Source organism: Rhodanobacter geophilus (assembly GCF_040812275.1).
GTDB classification, from domain to species: Bacteria; Pseudomonadota; Gammaproteobacteria; order Xanthomonadales; family Rhodanobacteraceae; genus Rhodanobacter_A; species Rhodanobacter_A geophilus.
Map to the genome: position 1 here is coordinate 78,590 of NZ_JBFOHL010000007.1, position 17,508 is coordinate 96,097.

General features: G+C 66.6%; 15 protein-coding genes. 9 read left to right on the plus strand and 6 right to left on the minus strand.

Annotated elements, in window-relative coordinates; genetic code table 11:
• The first annotated feature begins 12 nt into the window (after positions 1 to 12).
• From ABQJ56_RS09145 to asnB, 8 genes are all read left to right on the plus strand, one after another.
• A complete protein-coding gene (locus tag ABQJ56_RS09145; RefSeq protein WP_367844813.1) occupies positions 13 to 258 on the plus strand; it encodes a YlcI/YnfO family protein in 246 nt (81 codons plus the stop codon).
• The gene (locus ABQJ56_RS09150; RefSeq protein WP_367844706.1) at positions 255 to 1,031 is read left to right on the plus strand and encodes an SseB family protein; all 777 of its coding nucleotides are present in this window, start codon (positions 255 to 257) and stop codon (positions 1,029 to 1,031) included. Before ABQJ56_RS09145 ends, ABQJ56_RS09150 begins: the two co-directional genes overlap by 4 nt.
• Before the next feature lie 272 nt (positions 1,032 to 1,303).
• Complete coding sequence (locus ABQJ56_RS09155) at positions 1,304 to 2,314, plus strand: hypothetical protein (RefSeq protein ID WP_367844707.1); 1,011 nt, start codon at positions 1,304 to 1,306, stop codon at positions 2,312 to 2,314.
• A gap of 171 nt (positions 2,315 to 2,485) precedes the next feature.
• Complete coding sequence (locus ABQJ56_RS09160) at positions 2,486 to 4,141, plus strand: ArnT family glycosyltransferase (protein WP_367844708.1); 1,656 nt, start codon at positions 2,486 to 2,488, stop codon at positions 4,139 to 4,141.
• Entirely contained in the window at positions 4,138 to 4,428 is a 291-nt protein-coding gene (locus ABQJ56_RS09165) for a lipid-A-disaccharide synthase N-terminal domain-containing protein (RefSeq protein WP_367844709.1), read from the plus strand. The genes ABQJ56_RS09160 and ABQJ56_RS09165 overlap by 4 nt, the downstream gene beginning before the upstream one ends.
• On the plus strand, positions 4,425 to 4,742 hold the full coding sequence (locus ABQJ56_RS09170; RefSeq protein WP_367844710.1) for a lipid-A-disaccharide synthase N-terminal domain-containing protein: 318 nt from the start codon (positions 4,425 to 4,427) through the stop codon (positions 4,740 to 4,742). Before ABQJ56_RS09165 ends, ABQJ56_RS09170 begins: the two co-directional genes overlap by 4 nt.
• The gene (locus ABQJ56_RS09175) at positions 4,739 to 6,262 is read left to right on the plus strand and encodes an ArnT family glycosyltransferase (RefSeq protein WP_367844711.1); all 1,524 of its coding nucleotides are present in this window, start codon (positions 4,739 to 4,741) and stop codon (positions 6,260 to 6,262) included. Before ABQJ56_RS09170 ends, ABQJ56_RS09175 begins: the two co-directional genes overlap by 4 nt.
• Positions 6,249 to 8,216 (plus strand): asparagine synthase (glutamine-hydrolyzing), encoded by a 1,968-nt coding sequence (gene asnB / locus ABQJ56_RS09180; protein ID WP_367844712.1) that lies wholly within the window; start codon positions 6,249 to 6,251, stop codon positions 8,214 to 8,216. Before ABQJ56_RS09175 ends, asnB begins: the two co-directional genes overlap by 14 nt.
• Before the next feature lie 76 nt (positions 8,217 to 8,292).
• Here the strand turns inward: asnB and ABQJ56_RS09185 are convergent, their stop codons facing one another.
• The 6 genes from ABQJ56_RS09185 to ABQJ56_RS09210 all read right to left on the minus strand — a co-directional run bounded on the left by ABQJ56_RS09185 (position 8,293) and on the right by ABQJ56_RS09210 (position 15,123).
• Entirely contained in the window at positions 8,293 to 9,156 is an 864-nt protein-coding gene (locus ABQJ56_RS09185) for an AraC family transcriptional regulator (protein ID WP_367844713.1), read from the minus strand.
• A gap of 63 nt (positions 9,157 to 9,219) precedes the next feature.
• The gene (locus ABQJ56_RS09190; RefSeq protein ID WP_367844714.1) at positions 9,220 to 10,809 is read right to left on the minus strand and encodes an alpha-amylase family glycosyl hydrolase; all 1,590 of its coding nucleotides are present in this window, start codon (positions 10,807 to 10,809) and stop codon (positions 9,220 to 9,222) included.
• The gene (locus ABQJ56_RS09195) at positions 10,806 to 11,630 is read right to left on the minus strand and encodes an alpha/beta hydrolase (RefSeq protein ID WP_367844715.1); all 825 of its coding nucleotides are present in this window, start codon (positions 11,628 to 11,630) and stop codon (positions 10,806 to 10,808) included. The genes ABQJ56_RS09190 and ABQJ56_RS09195 overlap by 4 nt, the downstream gene beginning before the upstream one ends.
• Positions 11,627 to 12,745, minus strand: coding sequence for an alcohol dehydrogenase catalytic domain-containing protein (locus ABQJ56_RS09200; RefSeq protein WP_367844716.1), 1,119 nt, complete (start codon positions 12,743 to 12,745; stop codon positions 11,627 to 11,629). Before ABQJ56_RS09200 ends, ABQJ56_RS09195 begins: the two co-directional genes overlap by 4 nt.
• Positions 12,742 to 13,560 carry a phytanoyl-CoA dioxygenase family protein gene (locus ABQJ56_RS09205; protein WP_367844717.1) on the minus strand — a complete coding sequence of 273 codons (819 nt, stop codon included), beginning with the start codon at positions 13,558 to 13,560 and terminating at the stop codon, positions 12,742 to 12,744. Before ABQJ56_RS09205 ends, ABQJ56_RS09200 begins: the two co-directional genes overlap by 4 nt.
• 108 nt (positions 13,561 to 13,668) lie before the next feature.
• Complete coding sequence (locus ABQJ56_RS09210; RefSeq protein ID WP_367844815.1) at positions 13,669 to 15,123, minus strand: MFS transporter; 1,455 nt, start codon at positions 15,121 to 15,123, stop codon at positions 13,669 to 13,671.
• Positions 15,124 to 15,431: 308 nt separating this feature from the next.
• Here ABQJ56_RS09210 and ABQJ56_RS09215 point away from each other — a divergent pair, with 308 nt between their 5' ends.
• Positions 15,432 to 17,393, plus strand: a complete 1,962-nt coding sequence (locus ABQJ56_RS09215; RefSeq protein WP_367844718.1) for a serine hydrolase domain-containing protein — start codon at positions 15,432 to 15,434, stop codon at positions 17,391 to 17,393.
• Positions 17,394 to 17,508 lie beyond the last annotated feature (115 nt).

Here is a 17,508-nt window from a genome sequence, read left to right on the forward strand (position 1 = left end):
TTACCTTCGCCCATGGGTGCGTTGGATGCCGAGCTGCTACGAGCAGCTGAGGCTGTGCTGAACGAGGGCGAGAGTCTTTCGGCCTTTGTCGAGGCGTCGGTGCGTGCCCAAGTCGCCCGTCGACGGCAGCGTCGCGATTTTGTGGCGAAGGGATCGGCGGCCGCCGAAGCGGCCCAACGCACTGGCCAATATACCGATGCCGCCCAAGTCCTCACGCGGCTCTTGCAGCAGGCATCCAAGGGGAAGGCCAACCGATGACCTCCACCGCTGAGTTACAGCGACTTTTGGAAGCCGCGAAAAACGATGTCCGCGCTGAGGAGGCCTTCCTTGCCGGGCTGCTATCCGCAACGGTCTATGCGCATGTCCCGCGCACACCGCCGCCGACGGGAAAGATGCAGTTCGTACAGTTTGTGCGCCCAGATAACGGTCAGACAGTGTTGCCTTTCTTCAGCGACCAGGCCAAGGCCCAGTTCGCCGGCAGAGGGCGTGTGGGCATCGTCAGCATGGCGGGGCGCAGGCTGTTGGAACTGACGCAAGGGGCCACGCTGATGCTCAATCCCAACGACGATGGCTACGTTCTGTACCCGGAGGAAGTGTCCGCACTCTTGACCGACCGACCCTTGGGCATCTTTGTGGCCGAGCAGACAACGCCAGGCGAAACCGTTGGCCTTGCAGCCCCGAGCGTGCCTGTGGATGCGTTGGTCAACGCGCTTGCAGGCTACTTAGGCAAGGAGCCCGCGGTGCAGGCCGGCTATCTGATGGAATTGCACCGAGGGAAGGATCTGGCGGACGTGTCATTGCTGATCGCCTTAGTCGTGCTTTCAAAGGAGGCCGAACGCATTGCGCGTGGCAGCATGGTTGCTGCGCAGCCGGTCTTGCAATCCCTGACGCTGCCGCTCCTGATCATGTGTCATACGCCGGAGGAGCCACTGCCTCCGGGGTACGAGGAAGCGATCTGTTTCTATGGCAATCCTGGGCACGCTTCTTCACGGATAGGCATCTCGCAGGAAGGGGGTGGTGATTCTGCGTAGGTTCGTCACTGCCAGCCGAATTTCATCTGTCCGGCACGGCTCTGTGCCGGGGTGAGGAACCGGCGGCGAGTCTGGCCACTCTGGCGACCGCAATGGGTGACCGTGATACCGGTCTAAGGGCAGCTTTCCGTGCTTCCCAATAGATTTCGGTCGTCACGCATGGCGCCGATCGGGTTGCCGGGTGGAGTCTGGCAGGGCGTTACCTGCATCTCAGCCCCTGCGAATGCTCGACCTTACGCTTGGGTTCGGCGGGTCCTTCGAAGGAGCTCTTAGTGACTGATGGAAACGACACGCGCCAGTACCTGACGCCGCGCATATTCGCCAGTGTGGCGGAAATCGAAGCGGTGCCTGGCTACGTACCAAATAACCCTATCGGGACGAACAACTATGCAGGTCTTCTTGGCCACTATGACTTTGGCGAAGAGTTGCGCTGTTGCTTTCAGAAGCCTAACGGCAATCTCTGCAGGGAAGTGCACAAGTTCGGATTTGTGGCGAAGCTGCTGAACAGCACGGTGACGGTCATAGGCAACCATTGTGCGATCACGAAGTTCGATGCCGATTCACAATTGAACCGGGACCGGCGCCACGCCCTTGCCTATCAGGAAAGAGAAAAGAAGCTCGGGCGCGTGGCGGACTTCTTGACCCAAGAAACAGCCATCAGCCAAGTTCTGGAGCGCGTCAAGAAGGGCGCCGGCGAACTAGCGCAACGGTTGCACGAATATAAGGATGAGCTCGGTGAACACAACGTGCGGCGCCTGGAAGACATGGCTAAAACCGGTCGATCCGACATAACGCTTACGGCGGTTTATGTCAGATACGAGGTCGACAAAAGTGGCGAACGGCACGAGGAACGCCAACAAGTTTCGCACCGCCTCGGGACCATTCAAGGTCTAGAGCTTTTTAGGCCGGGATCTTTGCAACAGCTCTTAAGTTCCATCCAAAGCGTACGCCTTGCGTTGCTCGAGGCAAACACGCTTATGCGCTCGGCCAAACGGCCGAGGACGTCAGCGATCGAGCGCCTGGCCGCGACACTGGGGACCTGGGAACGGTGCCAGACCACATTGGGCCGGCTCCAAAACCACGAACGTGCTTTCCGCGCTACCGATCCTTCGCTGTTCTGCTACCTCGCTGACGATCGGGTGCAGCGGTATCACAGTGCCCGAGCAGCCATGCAGCGTCTGGGGTTAGAGGGCGGTAAGAACCGAGCGAAAGAATGGCTTGCTGCGTTGGATGCCAAGATCAAAGCTCAACTGGGCGCCCAGCAGATTTTGATTGCCCGCTAACCTCAGAAGAGAACACATGCCAACCACCGGCATATCGCTATGGCGTTCGCCTGAGCATCAAGGAAGAGCAAATGGCCGTATAGTCAGCCGCTTACAAGCGGGATTGCCGCTTTTTGGTCGAATCCCTGCCGACCCTCATGACGACCTGTCCCTGCGGCAAGTGCTGGCGCCATGAGTCAGCCACGTCCGCCAGGCCGCTTGCTTGCGCGTGATTCGCTTGCACGGGCACTGCCGTGGCTTTGGTTGCCGCTCTGGGTGGCTGCGGCGCTGATCGCCATCTTCCAGCATGGCCCGATGCCCATGTATTCGACGCGCACGCTGTCCGTCGCGTGGGAGATGTGGCTTCACCACAGCATCCTGGTGCCGTACCTCAATGGCCTCCCCTACAGCGACAAACCGCCGCTGCTGCTGTGGCTGATCCAGTCGGGCTGGAGCGTGGCCGGCGTCAACGATGTCTGGCCACGCTTGCTGGAGGTCGCGCTAGGAGCTATTCAACTGGTGCTGGCATGGCGTTTGGCGCGCACCCTGTTTCCGCAGGACAAGCGCATTGCGCACGCCACCGCGTGGATCCTGCTGGCCTTCACTTATGGCTTTCTGTTCGGCCTGCAGGTCATGTATGAGGTGCTGCTGGCCGACTGCGTACTTGCCGCGCTGCTGTGCCTGGCGCCAGCCGCACACGGAAAAGCCCCGCACTTCGGCGGATTCCTACTTGCCCTCAGCCTTGGCCTGCTGACCAAGGGGCCCGTGGTGGTGCTGCATGTTGGCTTGCCCTGGCTGCTTGGCCCGCTGTGGAGCGAGTGGGCACGCCGGGAACGCCGACTGTGGTATGGCCGAGGTGGACTTTCCCTCCTGGCCGCCTGCGTAGTGCTGCTGGCGTGGGCGCTGCCGGCCGCGCGGATCGGCGGCGAGGCCTATCAGCACAGGCTGCTGGTGCACCAGACCGCGGGCCGTGTGGTCGATGCCTTCGCGCACGCGCACCCGTACTGGTGGTATCTGCCACTGCTGCCCGTACTGGCCTTTCCATTCACGCTCTGGCCACGCCTGTGGGCGGCACTGCTGCACTGGCGCCAGCCGCTGGACTCCGGCGCGCGCTTTCTCCTTGCGTGGCTGCTTCCAGTGCTGTTGGGGTTCTCGGTCATCAGCGGCAAACAGGCGTATTACCTGTTGCCCGAGTTCGGCGGCATGGCGATGTTGATGGCAGTCGTGCTCGAACGCGCCCATGCATCGGGTGAAGCAAATAGTCGCTGGCTGGCGCCCTGGCCGCTTGCCGTGCTGCTTGCGGCAACCGGGTCCGCCCTGATCGGACTGGATGCGCTGGTCGCCCACCATGTGTTGTCCGACCCGATCTACTTGATCACGGCTCCCCACGGCCGGCCATTCGGCGTGCTGTGCCTGCTGCTGGCCCTGCTGCTGGTCGTACCCCGCAAGGGTGAGCTGCATCGCGTGGCAGGCGTGGGGCTCGTGGCGGCCGTGGCGGCGAACGGTCTTTTCAGTCTCACGCTATGGCCCGCCTACGATTTCATGCCGGTCAGCAAGCTGGTGGCCAAGGCGCAACAGGAAGGTCGCCCCGTAGCCAGTCTCGAATCGAACGATGGCCAGTACGCCTTCCTCGGTCGCCTGACCCAACCGGTCGAGCAATTGCACAGCACGCACGCGCTGCTGAAGTGGGCAGACCAGCATGCCGACGGGCTCGTCATCGTCTACCCGAAGCGGCTGAGCCAGGCGGATCGCGCGCAAGCGGTCTACATCCAGCCGTTCCGCGGCATATCGCTGGCCGTGTGGTTGGCACCGGCCCTGGCGAAAGCCTTGCCGCAGGAGGATCTGTGACCGGCACCGGCACCCTGTGGATGGTCGTTGGCCTGGGCAGCCAGCTGGTTTTCTCGGCGCGCTTCGTCATGCAATGGATCTACAGCGAATGGCGGCGCGAGAGCAGCATCCCCATGTCGTTCTGGTATGCAAGCGCGGTGGGCGGCGTCGGATTGCTGGCCTATGCCATCGAACGGCGCGACCCAGTGTTCATCGTCGGGCAGGCCACGGGCCTGTTCGTGTATTGCCGCAACATCCAGTTGCGCTGGCGCGAAGCGCGCACGGGCATCGCGGAGGCAGCGCGATGATCCACGTGGATACGCGATACGTCTGGCTGGCTGTCGGGCTGCTTGGGCAGGCGTTGTTCGGCGCGCGCTTCGTCGTGCAGTGGCTGCATAGCGAGATCCTCGGCAAGAGCCGTTTCCCGCGCGTTTTCTGGCAGATCAGTGTCATTGCCGGCGTGTTGATTCTTGCCTACGCCATCCACCGGCGCGATCCGGTTTTCATTTCCGGCGAAGCCATGACGCTGGCGATCTTCTTCCGGAACCTGCAACTGGTCAGCCGCAAGACGCCAGCCAAGGTCGCGAAGGAGCGCCACTCCATCCACAGAGAAGCACCATGATCGGCGGCATCGACGCACGTGCCATCAACCGGGGCGCGGCTCCACCGCGGACGTCACGGACCCTCCTATGGATAGTGGTCCTGGGCATTCTGCTCGGCTTCACCTTCCAGGGCTCGCGCGGATTGTGGGGCCCGGATGAAGGGCGCTACGTGGACGCCGCATTGCAGATGATGGATTCGGGCAACTACATGGTGCCGGCCTACAGTCCGGCGGAGCTCAACTTTTCCAAGCCGCCGTTGACGTACTGGGTCATCGCCGGATCCATGCAGCTGTTCGGACGCAATACCTGGGCCGCCCGATTGCCTTATGCGCTGGCCTATCTGGCCACGCTTCTGATCCTCTTTGCCATGGGGCGCAAGGTGTGTCCCGGGAAGCCGTGGCTCGCGCCGCTGGTATACGCCACATCCCTGTTTCCGTTCCTCACCTCGAACATCATCAGCACCGACGTGTTGCTGACCCTTGCCGAGAGCGTTGCCGTCCTCGGATTCATGATGTTTGCATGGCCTGATTCCGTGTTGCAGCGCCGGTATGGTCGCCTGCTGATGTGGCTGGGGTTTGGCTTGGCGTTTCTCATCAAGGGTCCACCTGGCCTGCTCCCACTGTTGGCGATCATCGCGTTCACCGTACTGTGCGACGGCTGGCGCGCCGCTGGCCGGCTGTTTGCTGCAGGCGATCTGCTGGTGTTCCTGGTGGTGGGTTTCACCTGGTACGTCCTGGTGATTTCCCGGTATTCCGGTCTGCTCCATTACTTCATTCACGATGAAGTCTATGGGCGGATCTTCACAAACATGTACGTGCGGCACTCGGGAAGCTTCGGCTGGATCGTCGTCTACGCTCCGGTGCTGATATTCGGCACTTTGCCTTGGTGGGGCGGGGCAGTGCGTGCGGTCAAGGTCGCAGCGAGTCCGTCGTCGTGGCGGACATGGCGCGAGAAGCGTTCGATCCGGCTGTTGCTGTTTCTGTGGTTCGTCCTTCCTTTCGTGGTTTTTTGTCTGGCGAAATCCCGGCTCCCGTTGTACCTGCTGCCGCTGTTCCTGCCATTGGCCTTGCTTGTGGCGTCGCGCATGGCACCGGCGTTCGACCTCGCATCTCGCCGCAACGCGTTTCTGCTGGCCGCATGGGTGGGGACGCTGCTCTCGATCAAGGCCGTGACCGCCTATGCCTACGGCGCGCATATCGACGATGACGTAGGTGCACGGGAGGTGGCGACGGCTGCCGTCGGCATCGACTACCGCGCCCTCGTGTTCGTGGAAAAAGCCACCGACAGCTATGCCATCGAGGAACAGACGCCGTGGGGCATGCGTCTCTACCTGGGCAAGCCCGTCTACGGCATCCGCTGGATGGACGCGGATGCGGCAACGCAGATTTGTGCAGCCATCAAGGCGCAAGGCCAGTCGTTGCTGCTGATCGATCGCGGCATATCCCGGGAAGACCTCGAGCGCGCGCTGGGCCATTGCCAGGCATCGGCCACACCGGCTGGTGCGTGGCGCAAGTACCTCTTGTTCGTTGCGCACGATTGAAGCGGTCGATCTTCATTGGCAATCCATCAAGGAACTGATGAGCATGTGCGGCATTGGCGGCGTCTTGATGAACCACCACGAGGGCTCCCCCGGGGCGATCACGCGCCAGGTGCAAGCCATGCTTTCGGCGATGCGCCACCGCGGGCCCGATGGGCAAGCCGAATACACCAGCGAGAATGTCGGCATGGGAGCCAACCGGCTCGCCATACGCGGGGTCGACCAGGTGCAGCCGCCGCTGTTCGTGCACGAATCCGGCGTCGTCGTCGCCTGCAATGGCGAGATCGACAATCACCGTGCCCTGCGTGCCTCGCTTGCCACACAAGGGCATGTGATCGAGTCGAGCAGCGACATTGCCGTCATCGCGCCGCTCTATCTCGAAAAGGACCTCGGCTTTCTCGAACATCTCGATGGCGTATTTGCGCTGGCACTGTGGGATCCCCGCAAGAAGCGCCTCATCCTCGCCAGGGATCGTGCCGGGGAAAGGCACTTGTATTACGCCACTTCCGCGCAAGGCATCTGGTTTACATCGGAACTCGCTGCCCTGCAGGTTGCGGCGCCGGCGGATATGGAGATGGATCGGCAGTCCCTGGCCCATTACCTGCGCTCAGGTTATTGCCCGTCGCCCCGGACGCCGTTCGCCCGGCAGTTCAAAGTCTGCCCTGGCGAGATGATCGTGCGGGAAAGAAACACGATGCGCTACATGCGCTACTGGACAGCGCCCTTCGGCAAGAAGCAAACCTCGCCGCCCGATGCATCCGCGTTTGATTCCATCTTCCGGAACGCGATCGAACGGCAGACCGATGTCGACGTGGATTACGGCGTGCTGCTCAGCGGTGGGCTGGATTCATCGCTCATAACGGCCGTAGCGCGCCAGGTGCGACCGGCACGCCGACTCAGGGCTTACTGCATCCGCTTCGAGGAAAGCTCCTTCGATGAAGGAAGCGGTGCGCAGACCATCGCTCGTTTGCACGATTGTCCACTTGCCACGGTCACGCTTGGCGCATCCCATGTACCGCAGATGCTCAGGCGCCTCATACAGACAACCGGGGAGCCACTGGCCGATCCCGCGTGGCTCCCGCTGTACCTGGTGACCGAACGCGCGTCGCATGACGTGAAGATGCTGCTGGCCGGCGAAGGTGCAGACGAGTTGTTCGGCGGCTATCCCACGTATCTTGGCGCGTTGTGGTCAGCGCATTACGGCAAGCTGCCGGCCCCGCTGCGCCGGGTCATTCGGCGCCTGGTCGATGTGCTTCCCGTCAGCGACAGGAAAGTCTCGCTGTCCTTCCTGCTCAAGAAATTCATCGGGGGGCAGGCGCACGATGGCCTGGCACGGCACCTGCTTTGGAACGCGAACCTGTCGCCGGAATGGATTCAACGACTGGGCATGGATTGTCCGGTGGATCACATCGAACACCACGGGTTGACGCTGCTCGACCTGGTTCAATGCTACGACTTCGAGCATTCGTTGCCGGATGCGCTGATGGCCAAGGCTGATCGAGGAGGGATGTGTCACGGCCTGGAGATCCGGGCACCGTTCCTTGATCGTGCGGTGATCGAATACGCAAGCACGCTGTCGGCAACTGCCAGGATCAAGCGGCTTCGCACCAAGGCGTTCCTGAAGGACTACGCGCGTCGCTACCTGCCGCCGGAGATCGTCGAACGCCGGAAGCGCGGTCTCTCCGTGCCGCTTGGCCAATGGTTGCGCGGTCCTCTCCACGACTGGGCGATGGAAAGGCTGTCAGATGAAACCCTGCGCAGCGTCGGCGTCCGCGTGGATGCTGCATTGGCATTGATGGAGGAGCACATGCAAAGGTTGGAAGACCACTCACGCGGCCTGTGGCACCTCATCGTGCTGTCCGAATGGTTGGAGTGGGCCAAGAAGATGCGCAGTGATGCCCCATCGGCGCTCAAGCCACCAACACAGCCTGCGCTCTTGCACGCTTCTTCGTTCTAGCAGGGCTCTCAGCCGGGATTTTTGACGGTTTGCGCCAGTGCTGCCCGCGGGCAGCACTGGGTGGGAATCGGGCAAATCAGGACTTCGGGGCAGGCCGCCGCAGGCCGGCGCGCCGATAGTCCAGCGGTGTCATGCCGAAGCGGCGATGGAACAGTTCGCCGAAGTGCGACGGGGTGGCGAAACCGAGTTCGCCCGCGATGGCGGCGATGCTGCGCGCCGATTCCAGCAGCATGCGGCTGGCCAGGTGCAGGCGATGCGTGCGCACGTAGTCGCTCCAGTTCATCCCCACCTGTTGCTTGAAGCGACGGCTGAAGTAGGCGGGCGACAGCGCGCACAGTGCCGCGGCCTGTTCTGCGCCGGGAGCATGCGCCGGGTCGCGACGCAGCCTGTCGATGGCCGGGCGCAGGCGCTGCAGGCCGTGCGCGTCGGCGGCGAGCCGGTCGCCTTCGATCGTCGGCGCGAGGACGATCGCGCGCAGCAGCAGCTCGGCCAGCGGCAGCGCCAGCGGATCCATGGCGCCGAGGTCGACCAGCCAGTCGGCGAGCAGGGACAGCCGGCGGTGGAGGCTGCGGCCGGGGCGGGCGCAGAACGGCCGGCGCAGGCACTCCAGCCCCGGCACGCGTGCCAGCGCCTCGCCGGCCGCGGCATCGATCTGCACCAGCACCCAGTCGCGTGGGCCGCCTTCGAGGAAGAAGTCGTGCTGGTGCATCGAGGGGATGAAGGCGATGTCGCGTGGAGCCAGCGCGTAGCGACGGTCGTCCGTGTCGAAGTGCCCGGCGACCCGGCCGAACAGCACCAGTTCGTGCACGTCGTGGAAATGCACGAAGGGATCGGTGGCGGTCGCCTCGCGGCCCTGGCGGATGCGCTCGGTGCGCACGATCGCACCCGGCGGCAATTCGACCGGTTCGCAGATCGGGCGATCGAGGTGGGAAAGCGGCATGTGCGGCAGGCGGCTCCGTTGCGGTTCCGCCCGATTGTCGCCGATCAGGCGACCGGATGGCCGCTACTCGGGCGTTCCCATGATGCGCACCTGCATGGGGCGCAGCACCGCATCGACCGGGGCGGGCTTGCCGCCGTCGAGCAGATCGACCCATGCCGGGCCGGCGGCCAGCGCGGGGTCGAGTCGCGGCCTGGCCTCGGTCTTGCCGAGGTTGACCAGCAGCAGCGTGCGCCGCCGGCCGTCCTCGCGCAGGATGCACAGCACCGCGCTGTCGTCGTCGCAGAGGATGCGCTGGCTGCCTTGCCGCAACTCCGGCCGCGCGTGGCGCAGCGCCAGCAGCCGGCGATACCAGTGGTAGAGCGAATCCGGCCGCGTCTCCTCTTCCTGCAGGGACACGCCATCGTTCGAGCGGTTGTAGCGATCCTTCCAGAACCACTGGCCGCCCTTGTACCAGATCGCCGAGCCGGGGGCTTCCAGGTCCGCCTGCCAGCGGAACGCCTCGCGCACGGGAATGCCGACGGCGTCGGTGAGCGGGATGCCGCCGGACTTGCCGACGTTCTTCGGCTGCATGCCGCGCATGCCGAGTTCCTGGCCGTAGTAGATCAGCGGATCGCCCTTGAGCATCAGCTCGATGGCGGCACCGGCGCGCGCCTTCGCGGGGTCGCCGCGGACCTCCGACATGTAGCGGTCGACGTCGTGGTTCTCAAGGAAGACCACCTGCTGCTTCCCTGCCGGCGTGGCGGCGTCGGTGGCGCGGATCGCCTTGACGATGGTCCGCTTGTCCAGCGACACCAGCGCGCCGCGCAGCGGGAAGGCGAACACCATGTCGACGTGGCCGTCCGTCAGCCACTTCGTGCCGTAGCCCCAGCCGGCCTGTTCGGCGAGGATGCGCAGGGTGGGGCGGCGCGCCTTCAGCGCCTGGAAGATCGGCGCCCAGAAATCCGTGAACAGGTGCGTATCCAGGCCCTTGTGGTCGAGGTCGTCCATCATGTGGTCGATGCGGAAGCCGTCCACGCCGTCGCGACCGCTGCCGTCGCCATGCGGGTCGGCCCAGTACAGCAGCAGGTCGCGGAAGTAGTCGCGCACCGCCGGGTTCTCCAGGTTCACCATCGCGATGCCGATGTCGCGGCCGTCGTAGCCCAGCCACTTCGCCTTGTCGAGGAAGGGCTGGGCCACGCAGTGCTGCCGGTCCTTCCACAGCAGGTAACCGGCGTACTGCGCATGCGGCTTGCAGATCGAGTCGCGCCACCACGGGTGGCCTTCGGCGACGTACTGGAATTCCTCGTCCAGGTAGACCTTGAGGCCTTGCGCGTGCGCGGCGCGGACGAAGGCGAAGTAGTCGTCCAGCGTGCCGTAGGCCGGATCGACGGCCCTGAACGCGGTGGCGAAGTAGTTGTGGTAGTACGGCGAGGGCTGCAGCGGCGTGAGCAGGATGGTGGTGGCGCCGAGCTGCCGGATGTAGCCGAGCTTCGCGGTCAGCCCCTTGAGATCGCCGATGCGGTCGCCGTTGGAGTCGCGGAAGCTGCGGAAGAAGACCTGGTAGAACACCTGGCTGGCCGGCGGCGCGGGCGGCGGCGTGGCGGCCCGCGTGGACAGGGTGGCCACGGCGAACAGGGTGGCGAAAGCGGCAAGCAGCGGCCGTGCGGGTTTCATGCGTCGTCCTCCGTTGCGCGCAGCACCTCGCCGAAGAAGCGCAGCGTGTGTTCCAGCGTGGCCGACCAGTAGTTCCAGTCGTGGCCGCCGGGGCCTTCGGCGTAGTGGTGCGCGATGCCGGCGCGCTGCAGTTCGTGGTGCAGCTCGCGGTTGCCTTCCAGGTAGGGATCGTCGAGGCCGCAGTCGATGCGCAGCGCCGGCCGCGGACCGCCGGCCGCGGCCAGCGCGGCCAGCACGTTGCGGTCGCCCGCTGCCTCGCTCCAGCCGGCGCGGCTTTCCTCGATCAGCGCATCGAACTGCGCGGCGTCGGTCACCGCCGACAGCGCCGCCGCCGCCGCGATGCGCTGCGGGTATTTGCCGGCCAGCCGCAGCGCGCCGAAGCCGCCCATGCTGAGGCCGGCCACCAGCAGGGGCGAGCGTGCGCTGCAGCCCGCGACGACGTCCTGCGCCAGCGCCGGCATTTCGTCGACGATCCAGCGCTCGACGTCGTGGTCGGCGTGCACCACGTAGCCGGAGCCGTCGCCCCACAGGCCGTCGGACGGCATCAGCAGCGCCACCGGCGGCAGCGCGCCTTGCGCGATCAGGCGCGCGGCGGTGAGATGCGCGCGGCCCTTCAGCGCCCAGGCCCAGTGCGAGCCGTACACGCCGTGCAGCAGCACCACGACAGGCAGGTCCGCCACGCCCTGCGCCACCGGCGGAACGTACAGGGTGACGTCGGCGCGCCGGCGCAGCGCGCGGCTTTTCACGGTGACGAAGGTGAGCCCGTCCGCCGCGATGGCGGGATCGGAGACCTCGATGGTGCGGAAGATGTCGTCGTTCATGCGATGCGCAGCACGCCCTTGCTGCTGCGTCCGGCCAGCATGTCGTCGAAGGCGCGATCCAGCGCCTGCATCGGGTAGCGGTGGCTGACCAGCGCCGCGAGTTCCAGCTGGCCACCGGCGATCCATTCGAACAGTCGCGGAAAGTCGCGCGACGGCACGCAGCCGCCGTACAGCGGCGCGAGGTAGCGCTTGTTCCAGAACAGGTCGGTGAGTTCCAGCGAGGCCGGGCCGTGCGCACCGCTCACCTGCAACGCGTTGCCGCCGTTGCGGGCGAGCTGCAGCGGCAGGAAGGCCAGCGCGGGCACGCCGGTGGCCTCGAAGGCGTGGTCCACGCCGCGGCCGTCGGTGAACGCACGCACTTCGGCGACCAGCTGCGCGTGGTTGTCGTCGCCCTCGTGCGGCAGCAGGGCGTGCGTGGCGCCAAGTGCACGGGCGCGTTCCAGCCGTTCCGGCACGCGGTCGATCGCGATGATGCCGCGCGCGCCGGCGATGCGCGCGCCCTGGATCACGTTCAGGCCCACGCCGCCGCAGCCGAGCACCGCCACGGTGTCGCCGGGCGCCACCGCGGCCACGTTCACCGCCGAACCCACGCCGGTCATCACCGCGCAGCCGAGGATGCAGGCCGCGTCGAGCGGAAGGTCCGGCGGCAGCGGCGTCACCGCTTCCGCGCGGACCAGCGTGTAGTGCGCAAAGGTGCCAAGGTGGAAGGAGCGCTGGATGGGTTGCCCGAGCCAGCGCGTGGCACCGGCATGGGCGCGGCTGTTGCCGAGACGCGGCACGTCGAGTTCGTGGGTGCGTTCGCACAGCGGCGCGGCGCCGTGCTCGCATTGCCAGCAATGGCCGCAGGGGATCGCCCAGTTCAGCAGCACCGGCTGGCCGATCTGCAGGCCTGCCACGCCTTCGCCGATGGCCTCGACATGGCCGGCGCCCTCGTGGCCCAGCACCAGCGGGCCCGGCCAGTGCAGCGAGGCGTGGTCGGTGTGGCAGACGCCGGCTGCGGCGATCGCCACGCGCACTTCGCCCGGCCCGGGCGGGTCGACCTCGACGGTGTCGACGATGAAGCGCCCCCCGCCGTCGGCGATGATCGCGCTGCCGCGGGCGACGCCGGCCGTCATGCGGCGACCTTGCCCTCGAACAACAGCGGATTCTTCGGCGTGTCGATCACGGCGTCGATCGCCGCACCGGGGCACCAGCGCTCCCAGTCGGCGCGCTGCATGTGATTGTCCGGTGCCTTCAGGCGCATGTCGCGGTCCAGGTAGATCACCGTCATCACCGAGCGCGGCCGGGTGGAGCGGTTGGGGCCGGCGCGGTGGAAGGTCCAGCCGGAATGGAAGCTCACCTCGCCCAGGTCGAACGGCTCATCCACCACGCGGAAGCCGTGCGCCTGCATGTTCGCGGTGATCGCTTGCTCGCTCTCGTCGGAGATCTCCAGGTCGCGGCCGAACGCCTCGTGCTGGCTGCCGGCGAAGAAGGCCAGCGGCCCCATGTCCTGCGGCACCGCCTGCAGCGGCACCCAGGCGGTGATGGTGCGGTCGCTCGCCACCGGCCAGTAGTACTGGTCGGCATGCGCGGGGGTGATACCGCCGCCCGGTTCCTTGTACAGCGACTGGTCGTGGTACAGGCGCACGCCGTCCACCTCCATCAGCGCGGCGGCGATGCCGGCAAGGCGCTTGCCGAACACGAACTCGCGCACCGTGTCGCTCTCTTCCCACAGGTTCATCACCTGCAGGAAGGCGCGGTCGTAGGTGCTGCGTTCTTCCAGCGGCTTGGTCTGCGTGTTCAGCGCGATGGTGAGGCGGGTGATCTCCTCGCCGTAGCGGCGCAGCTCGTCGGCGTTGAACACGTCCTTGAGCTTGATGAAGCCGTCGCGGCGGTAAGCGGCGATCTGCTGCGGGGACAGCGGATAGGGACGGTCGAGGTCGATGGCCATGCACTTGTTCCGGCGGTGATGCCCTTCATGCTAGGAAGCGCGCCGCAGTCGCGCATCGGCAGGGGATGCCCAATGGCGCGGCGGAACTGTCGGATTCATGACCTCGGGTCAGCCGGCGCGCGCTTCTTCCAATTGCACGCGCAGCGTGCACAGCCCCGCCACGAACAGGCTGGCGCCGCCCGTTGCCAGCGCCCACACCGGCTGGCCGTGGAAGCAGCGCTTCAGCAGCTCGCCCAGCACGCTGGCGGCGACCAGCTGCGGGATCACGATGAAGAAATTGAAGATGCCCATGTACACGCCCATCTTCGCCGCTGGCAGGTTGTCCGAGAGCATCGCGTAGGGCAGCGCCAGGATCGAGGCCCAGGCGAAGCCCACGCCCAGCATCGGCAGCAGCAGCCAGTGCGGGCCGCGGATGAACAGGAAGGCCAGCAACCCCGCGCCGCCCAGCCACAGGTTCACCAGGTGGCTCACGCGCAGGCCCCAGCGGCGCACCATCAGCGGAATCACGATCGCCGCCAGCGCGGCGCAGCCGTTGTAGACGGCGAACAGCACGCCGACCCAGTTCGCCGCCTCGTTGTAGAGCGCCGAGTGCACGTCGCTGGCGCCGTACTGCACCTGCGCCACCGTGGCGGTGGTGTAGATCCACATCGAGAACAGCGCGAACCACGAGAACAGCTGCACCCAGGCGAGCTGGCGCATCGCCGCGGGCATCACGTGCAGGTCGCCCAGCACGTGGCCGAGCAGGCCGCGCCTGTACGCCAGCGCGGGGCGCAGCTTCAGCGCGGCCTCGTAGCCGACCAGCAGCAGGCCGTAGACGACCAGGCCGCCGGCCAGCAGGTAGACCTCGTCGCGCAGGTGGAGGAAACGAATCATGGCGGCCAGCGCGATGCCGGCCAGCAACCACAGCACGCCGTTGCGCCAGATGCCGCGCAGGTCGGGCAGCGCGCCGGCGGCGGGCGCGGGATCGAACGCCAGCAGCTGCTCCGGCGGGTATTCGCGGGTGCTCGCCACCGTCCACAGCACCGCGCCCAGCAGCGCCGCGCCACCGACGTAGAACGCGTACCTCACCGTGTCGGGAATGCCGCCGTCCGCGGCCACGTTGCTGACGCCACAGCGCGCCAGCAGCCACGGCAGCATCGAGGCCACCACCGCGCCCAGGCCGATGAAGAAGCTCTGCAGCAGGTAGCCCAGCGGCCGCTGGCGCACCGGCAGCTGGTCGGCGACGAAGGCGCGGAACGGTTCCATCGCCACGTTGAACGTGCCGTCCATCAGCCACAGCAGGACCGCCGCCATCCACAGCGTGCCGGCGTTCGGCATCCACAACAGCGCCAGCGTGGCGAGCAGCGCGCCGGCGAGGAAATACGGGCGGCGCCGGCCCAGCCGGGTCCAGGTGCGGTCGGAGCAATGGCCGATGATCGGCTGCACGATCAGACCGGTGATCGGCGCGGCAATCCACAGCAGCGGGATCTGCTCCAGCGAGGCGCCCAGGGTCTGGAAGATGCGGCTGACGTCGGTGGTCTGCAGCGCGAAGCCGAACTGGATGCCGAGGAAGCCGAAGCACATGTTCCAGATCTGCCGGAACGACAGCTCGGGCCGGACGGCGGTGGCCGGGTGCGTGCCGGGTTGCGATGCATGGGCGGGGGACGTCAAGGAGATGATCCTGCGTGGGGCGACTCGCGCAAGGTTAGGCAGCATCGCATCGCAGCAACCAGTGTCGACATGCATATCCGGTCGAATGGCGCGACCGGCGGGGCGCGCAGGATGCGACCGGGATCGCGACTCCGGCGCGTGGTCGCGTGCCGTCGGGCGGATTTCACGGGCGACGTGGTTTGATGGCGCAGCCTGACTCCGCCGCCGCCACGGATATCGCCATGAGCCGCCCGCTTCGCCTGTTCCTGTGCATCTTCCTGTCGATGTTCGCGACGGCGGCGACGGCGCAGATCGAGATACACCCGCTGGCGGAGAAGGCGCCGCCCAAGCCCACCCCGCTGGGCGCGCGCCCGCTCAGCGCGGATGATGCCGGGGCCTGGCTGGATGGCCTGATGCCGTACGGGCTGGCGAAGAACGACCTCGCCGGTGCGGTGGTGGTGATCGTGAAGGACGGCCAGGTGCTGCTGGCGAAGGGCTACGGCAACGCCGACGTGGCGGCGGACAAGCCGGTCGATCCGGCCAGCACGCTGTTCCGGGTGGGCTCGATCTCCAAGCTGTTCACCTGGACCGCGGTGATGCAGCTGGTCGAGCAGGGCAAGCTCGACCTCGACGCGGACGTGAACCGCTACCTCGATTTCAGGATTCCGCCGCGCGACGGCCAGCCGGTGACGCTGCGCGAGCTGATGACGCACACGCCCGGCTTCGAGGAGACGATCAAGAACCTGTTCGCCGGCGACCCGAGGCACTTCCTCGGCAACGCGGCGTGGGTGAAGGAGTGGGTGCCCGAGCGGATCTATCCGCCGGGCCGGGTGCCGGCGTATTCCAACTACGGCGCGGCGCTGGCCGGCTACATCGTGCAGCGCGTGTCCGGCCAGCCGTTCGACGACTACGTCGGGCAGCACATCCTGCAACCGCTGGGCATGCAGTACGCGAGCTTCCGCCAGCCGCTGCCGGCGGCGCTGGCGCCGCACATGGCGCGGGGTTATGCGCAGGCAAGCGCGCCGCCGAAGCCGTTCGAGCTGGTGAACGCGGCGGCGGCCGGCGCGCTGTCGGCCAGCGGCGAGGCGATGGCGCGCTTCATGCTCGCCCAGCTGCAGGGCGGCAGCTACCACGGCGCGCAGATCCTCGCGCCCGCCACGCTGCGCCAGATGCAGGACTACAGCCGCGCCGCGGTGCCCGGCCTGCACGCGATGGCATTGGGCTTCTACCACATGGATCGCAACGGCCAGGAGATCCTCGGCCACGGCGGCGACACCCAGTGGTTCCACAGCGAGCTGGCGCTGTTCCCGCAGCAGGGCGTGGGCGTGTTCGTGTCCATCGACGGCAGCGACGACGGTGGCCTGCGCAAGCAGTTGCTGGATGGGTTCACCGACCGCTATTTCCCGGCCCCGCCGGAAGTGCCGCAACCCGCGCCGGCGAGCGCGCGCAGGGATGGTGCCCTGCTGGTGGGGCGTTACGCGAACAGCCGCACCTCGGCATCGAGCTTCATGGCGATGCTGGGACTGCTCTCGCAGGTGCGCATCGAGCAGGACCGCAACGGCGAGCTGGTGACGCCGGGCTTCCGCAATCCCGCGGGCCGGCCGCTGCACTGGCGCGAGGTGGCGCCGTTCCTGTGGCGCGAGGTCGGCGGGCGGGATCGTCTTGGCGCGCGGGTGGAGCATGGCCAGGTGCGCTGGCTGTCGATCGACGCGGTGTCGCCGGTGATGGTGTTCCTGCCGGTGTCGGGCTTGCGCTCGGCCGGATGGAACCTGCCGCTGCTGGGCGCGATCGTGCTGCTGTTCGCGCTGGTGGCGCTGCTGTGGCCGGTCGCCGCGCTGGTGCGGCGCGCCTGCGGCAAGCCGTTCGCGCTGGCCGGCCGGGCGCGGCTCTGGTACCGGCTGAGCCGCGTCGCCGCGATCGCGCAGTTGCTGTTCTACGCGGGCTGGGTCGGGGTGCTGATGCGCATCGACGCCAGCATCGCGGAGATGGACAGCGGCTTCGACGGCGTGCTGCGGCTGATCCAGCTGTTCGGCGTGCTGGCGATCCTCGGCATCGCGGCGGCGGCGATGAACGCCTGGCATGCGTGGCGCGTGCCGGGTGGCTGGTGGCGCAAGCTCAACAGCGCGGCCCTGCTCGCGGCCTGTCTCGCCACGCTGTGGTTCGTCGGCAGCCTGCATCTGCTGGTCCTGCATCTGGATTACTGACGCCGGTTGGGCGCTGGCAGCGGCAATGCGGCCTGCTGCTTTGGATCGGTTGAAGCGGCCGGCGGGCGTGGCTGTCGTGCCTTCGCGTGCGGTTCTTTTGCAATGCGGCATGCGT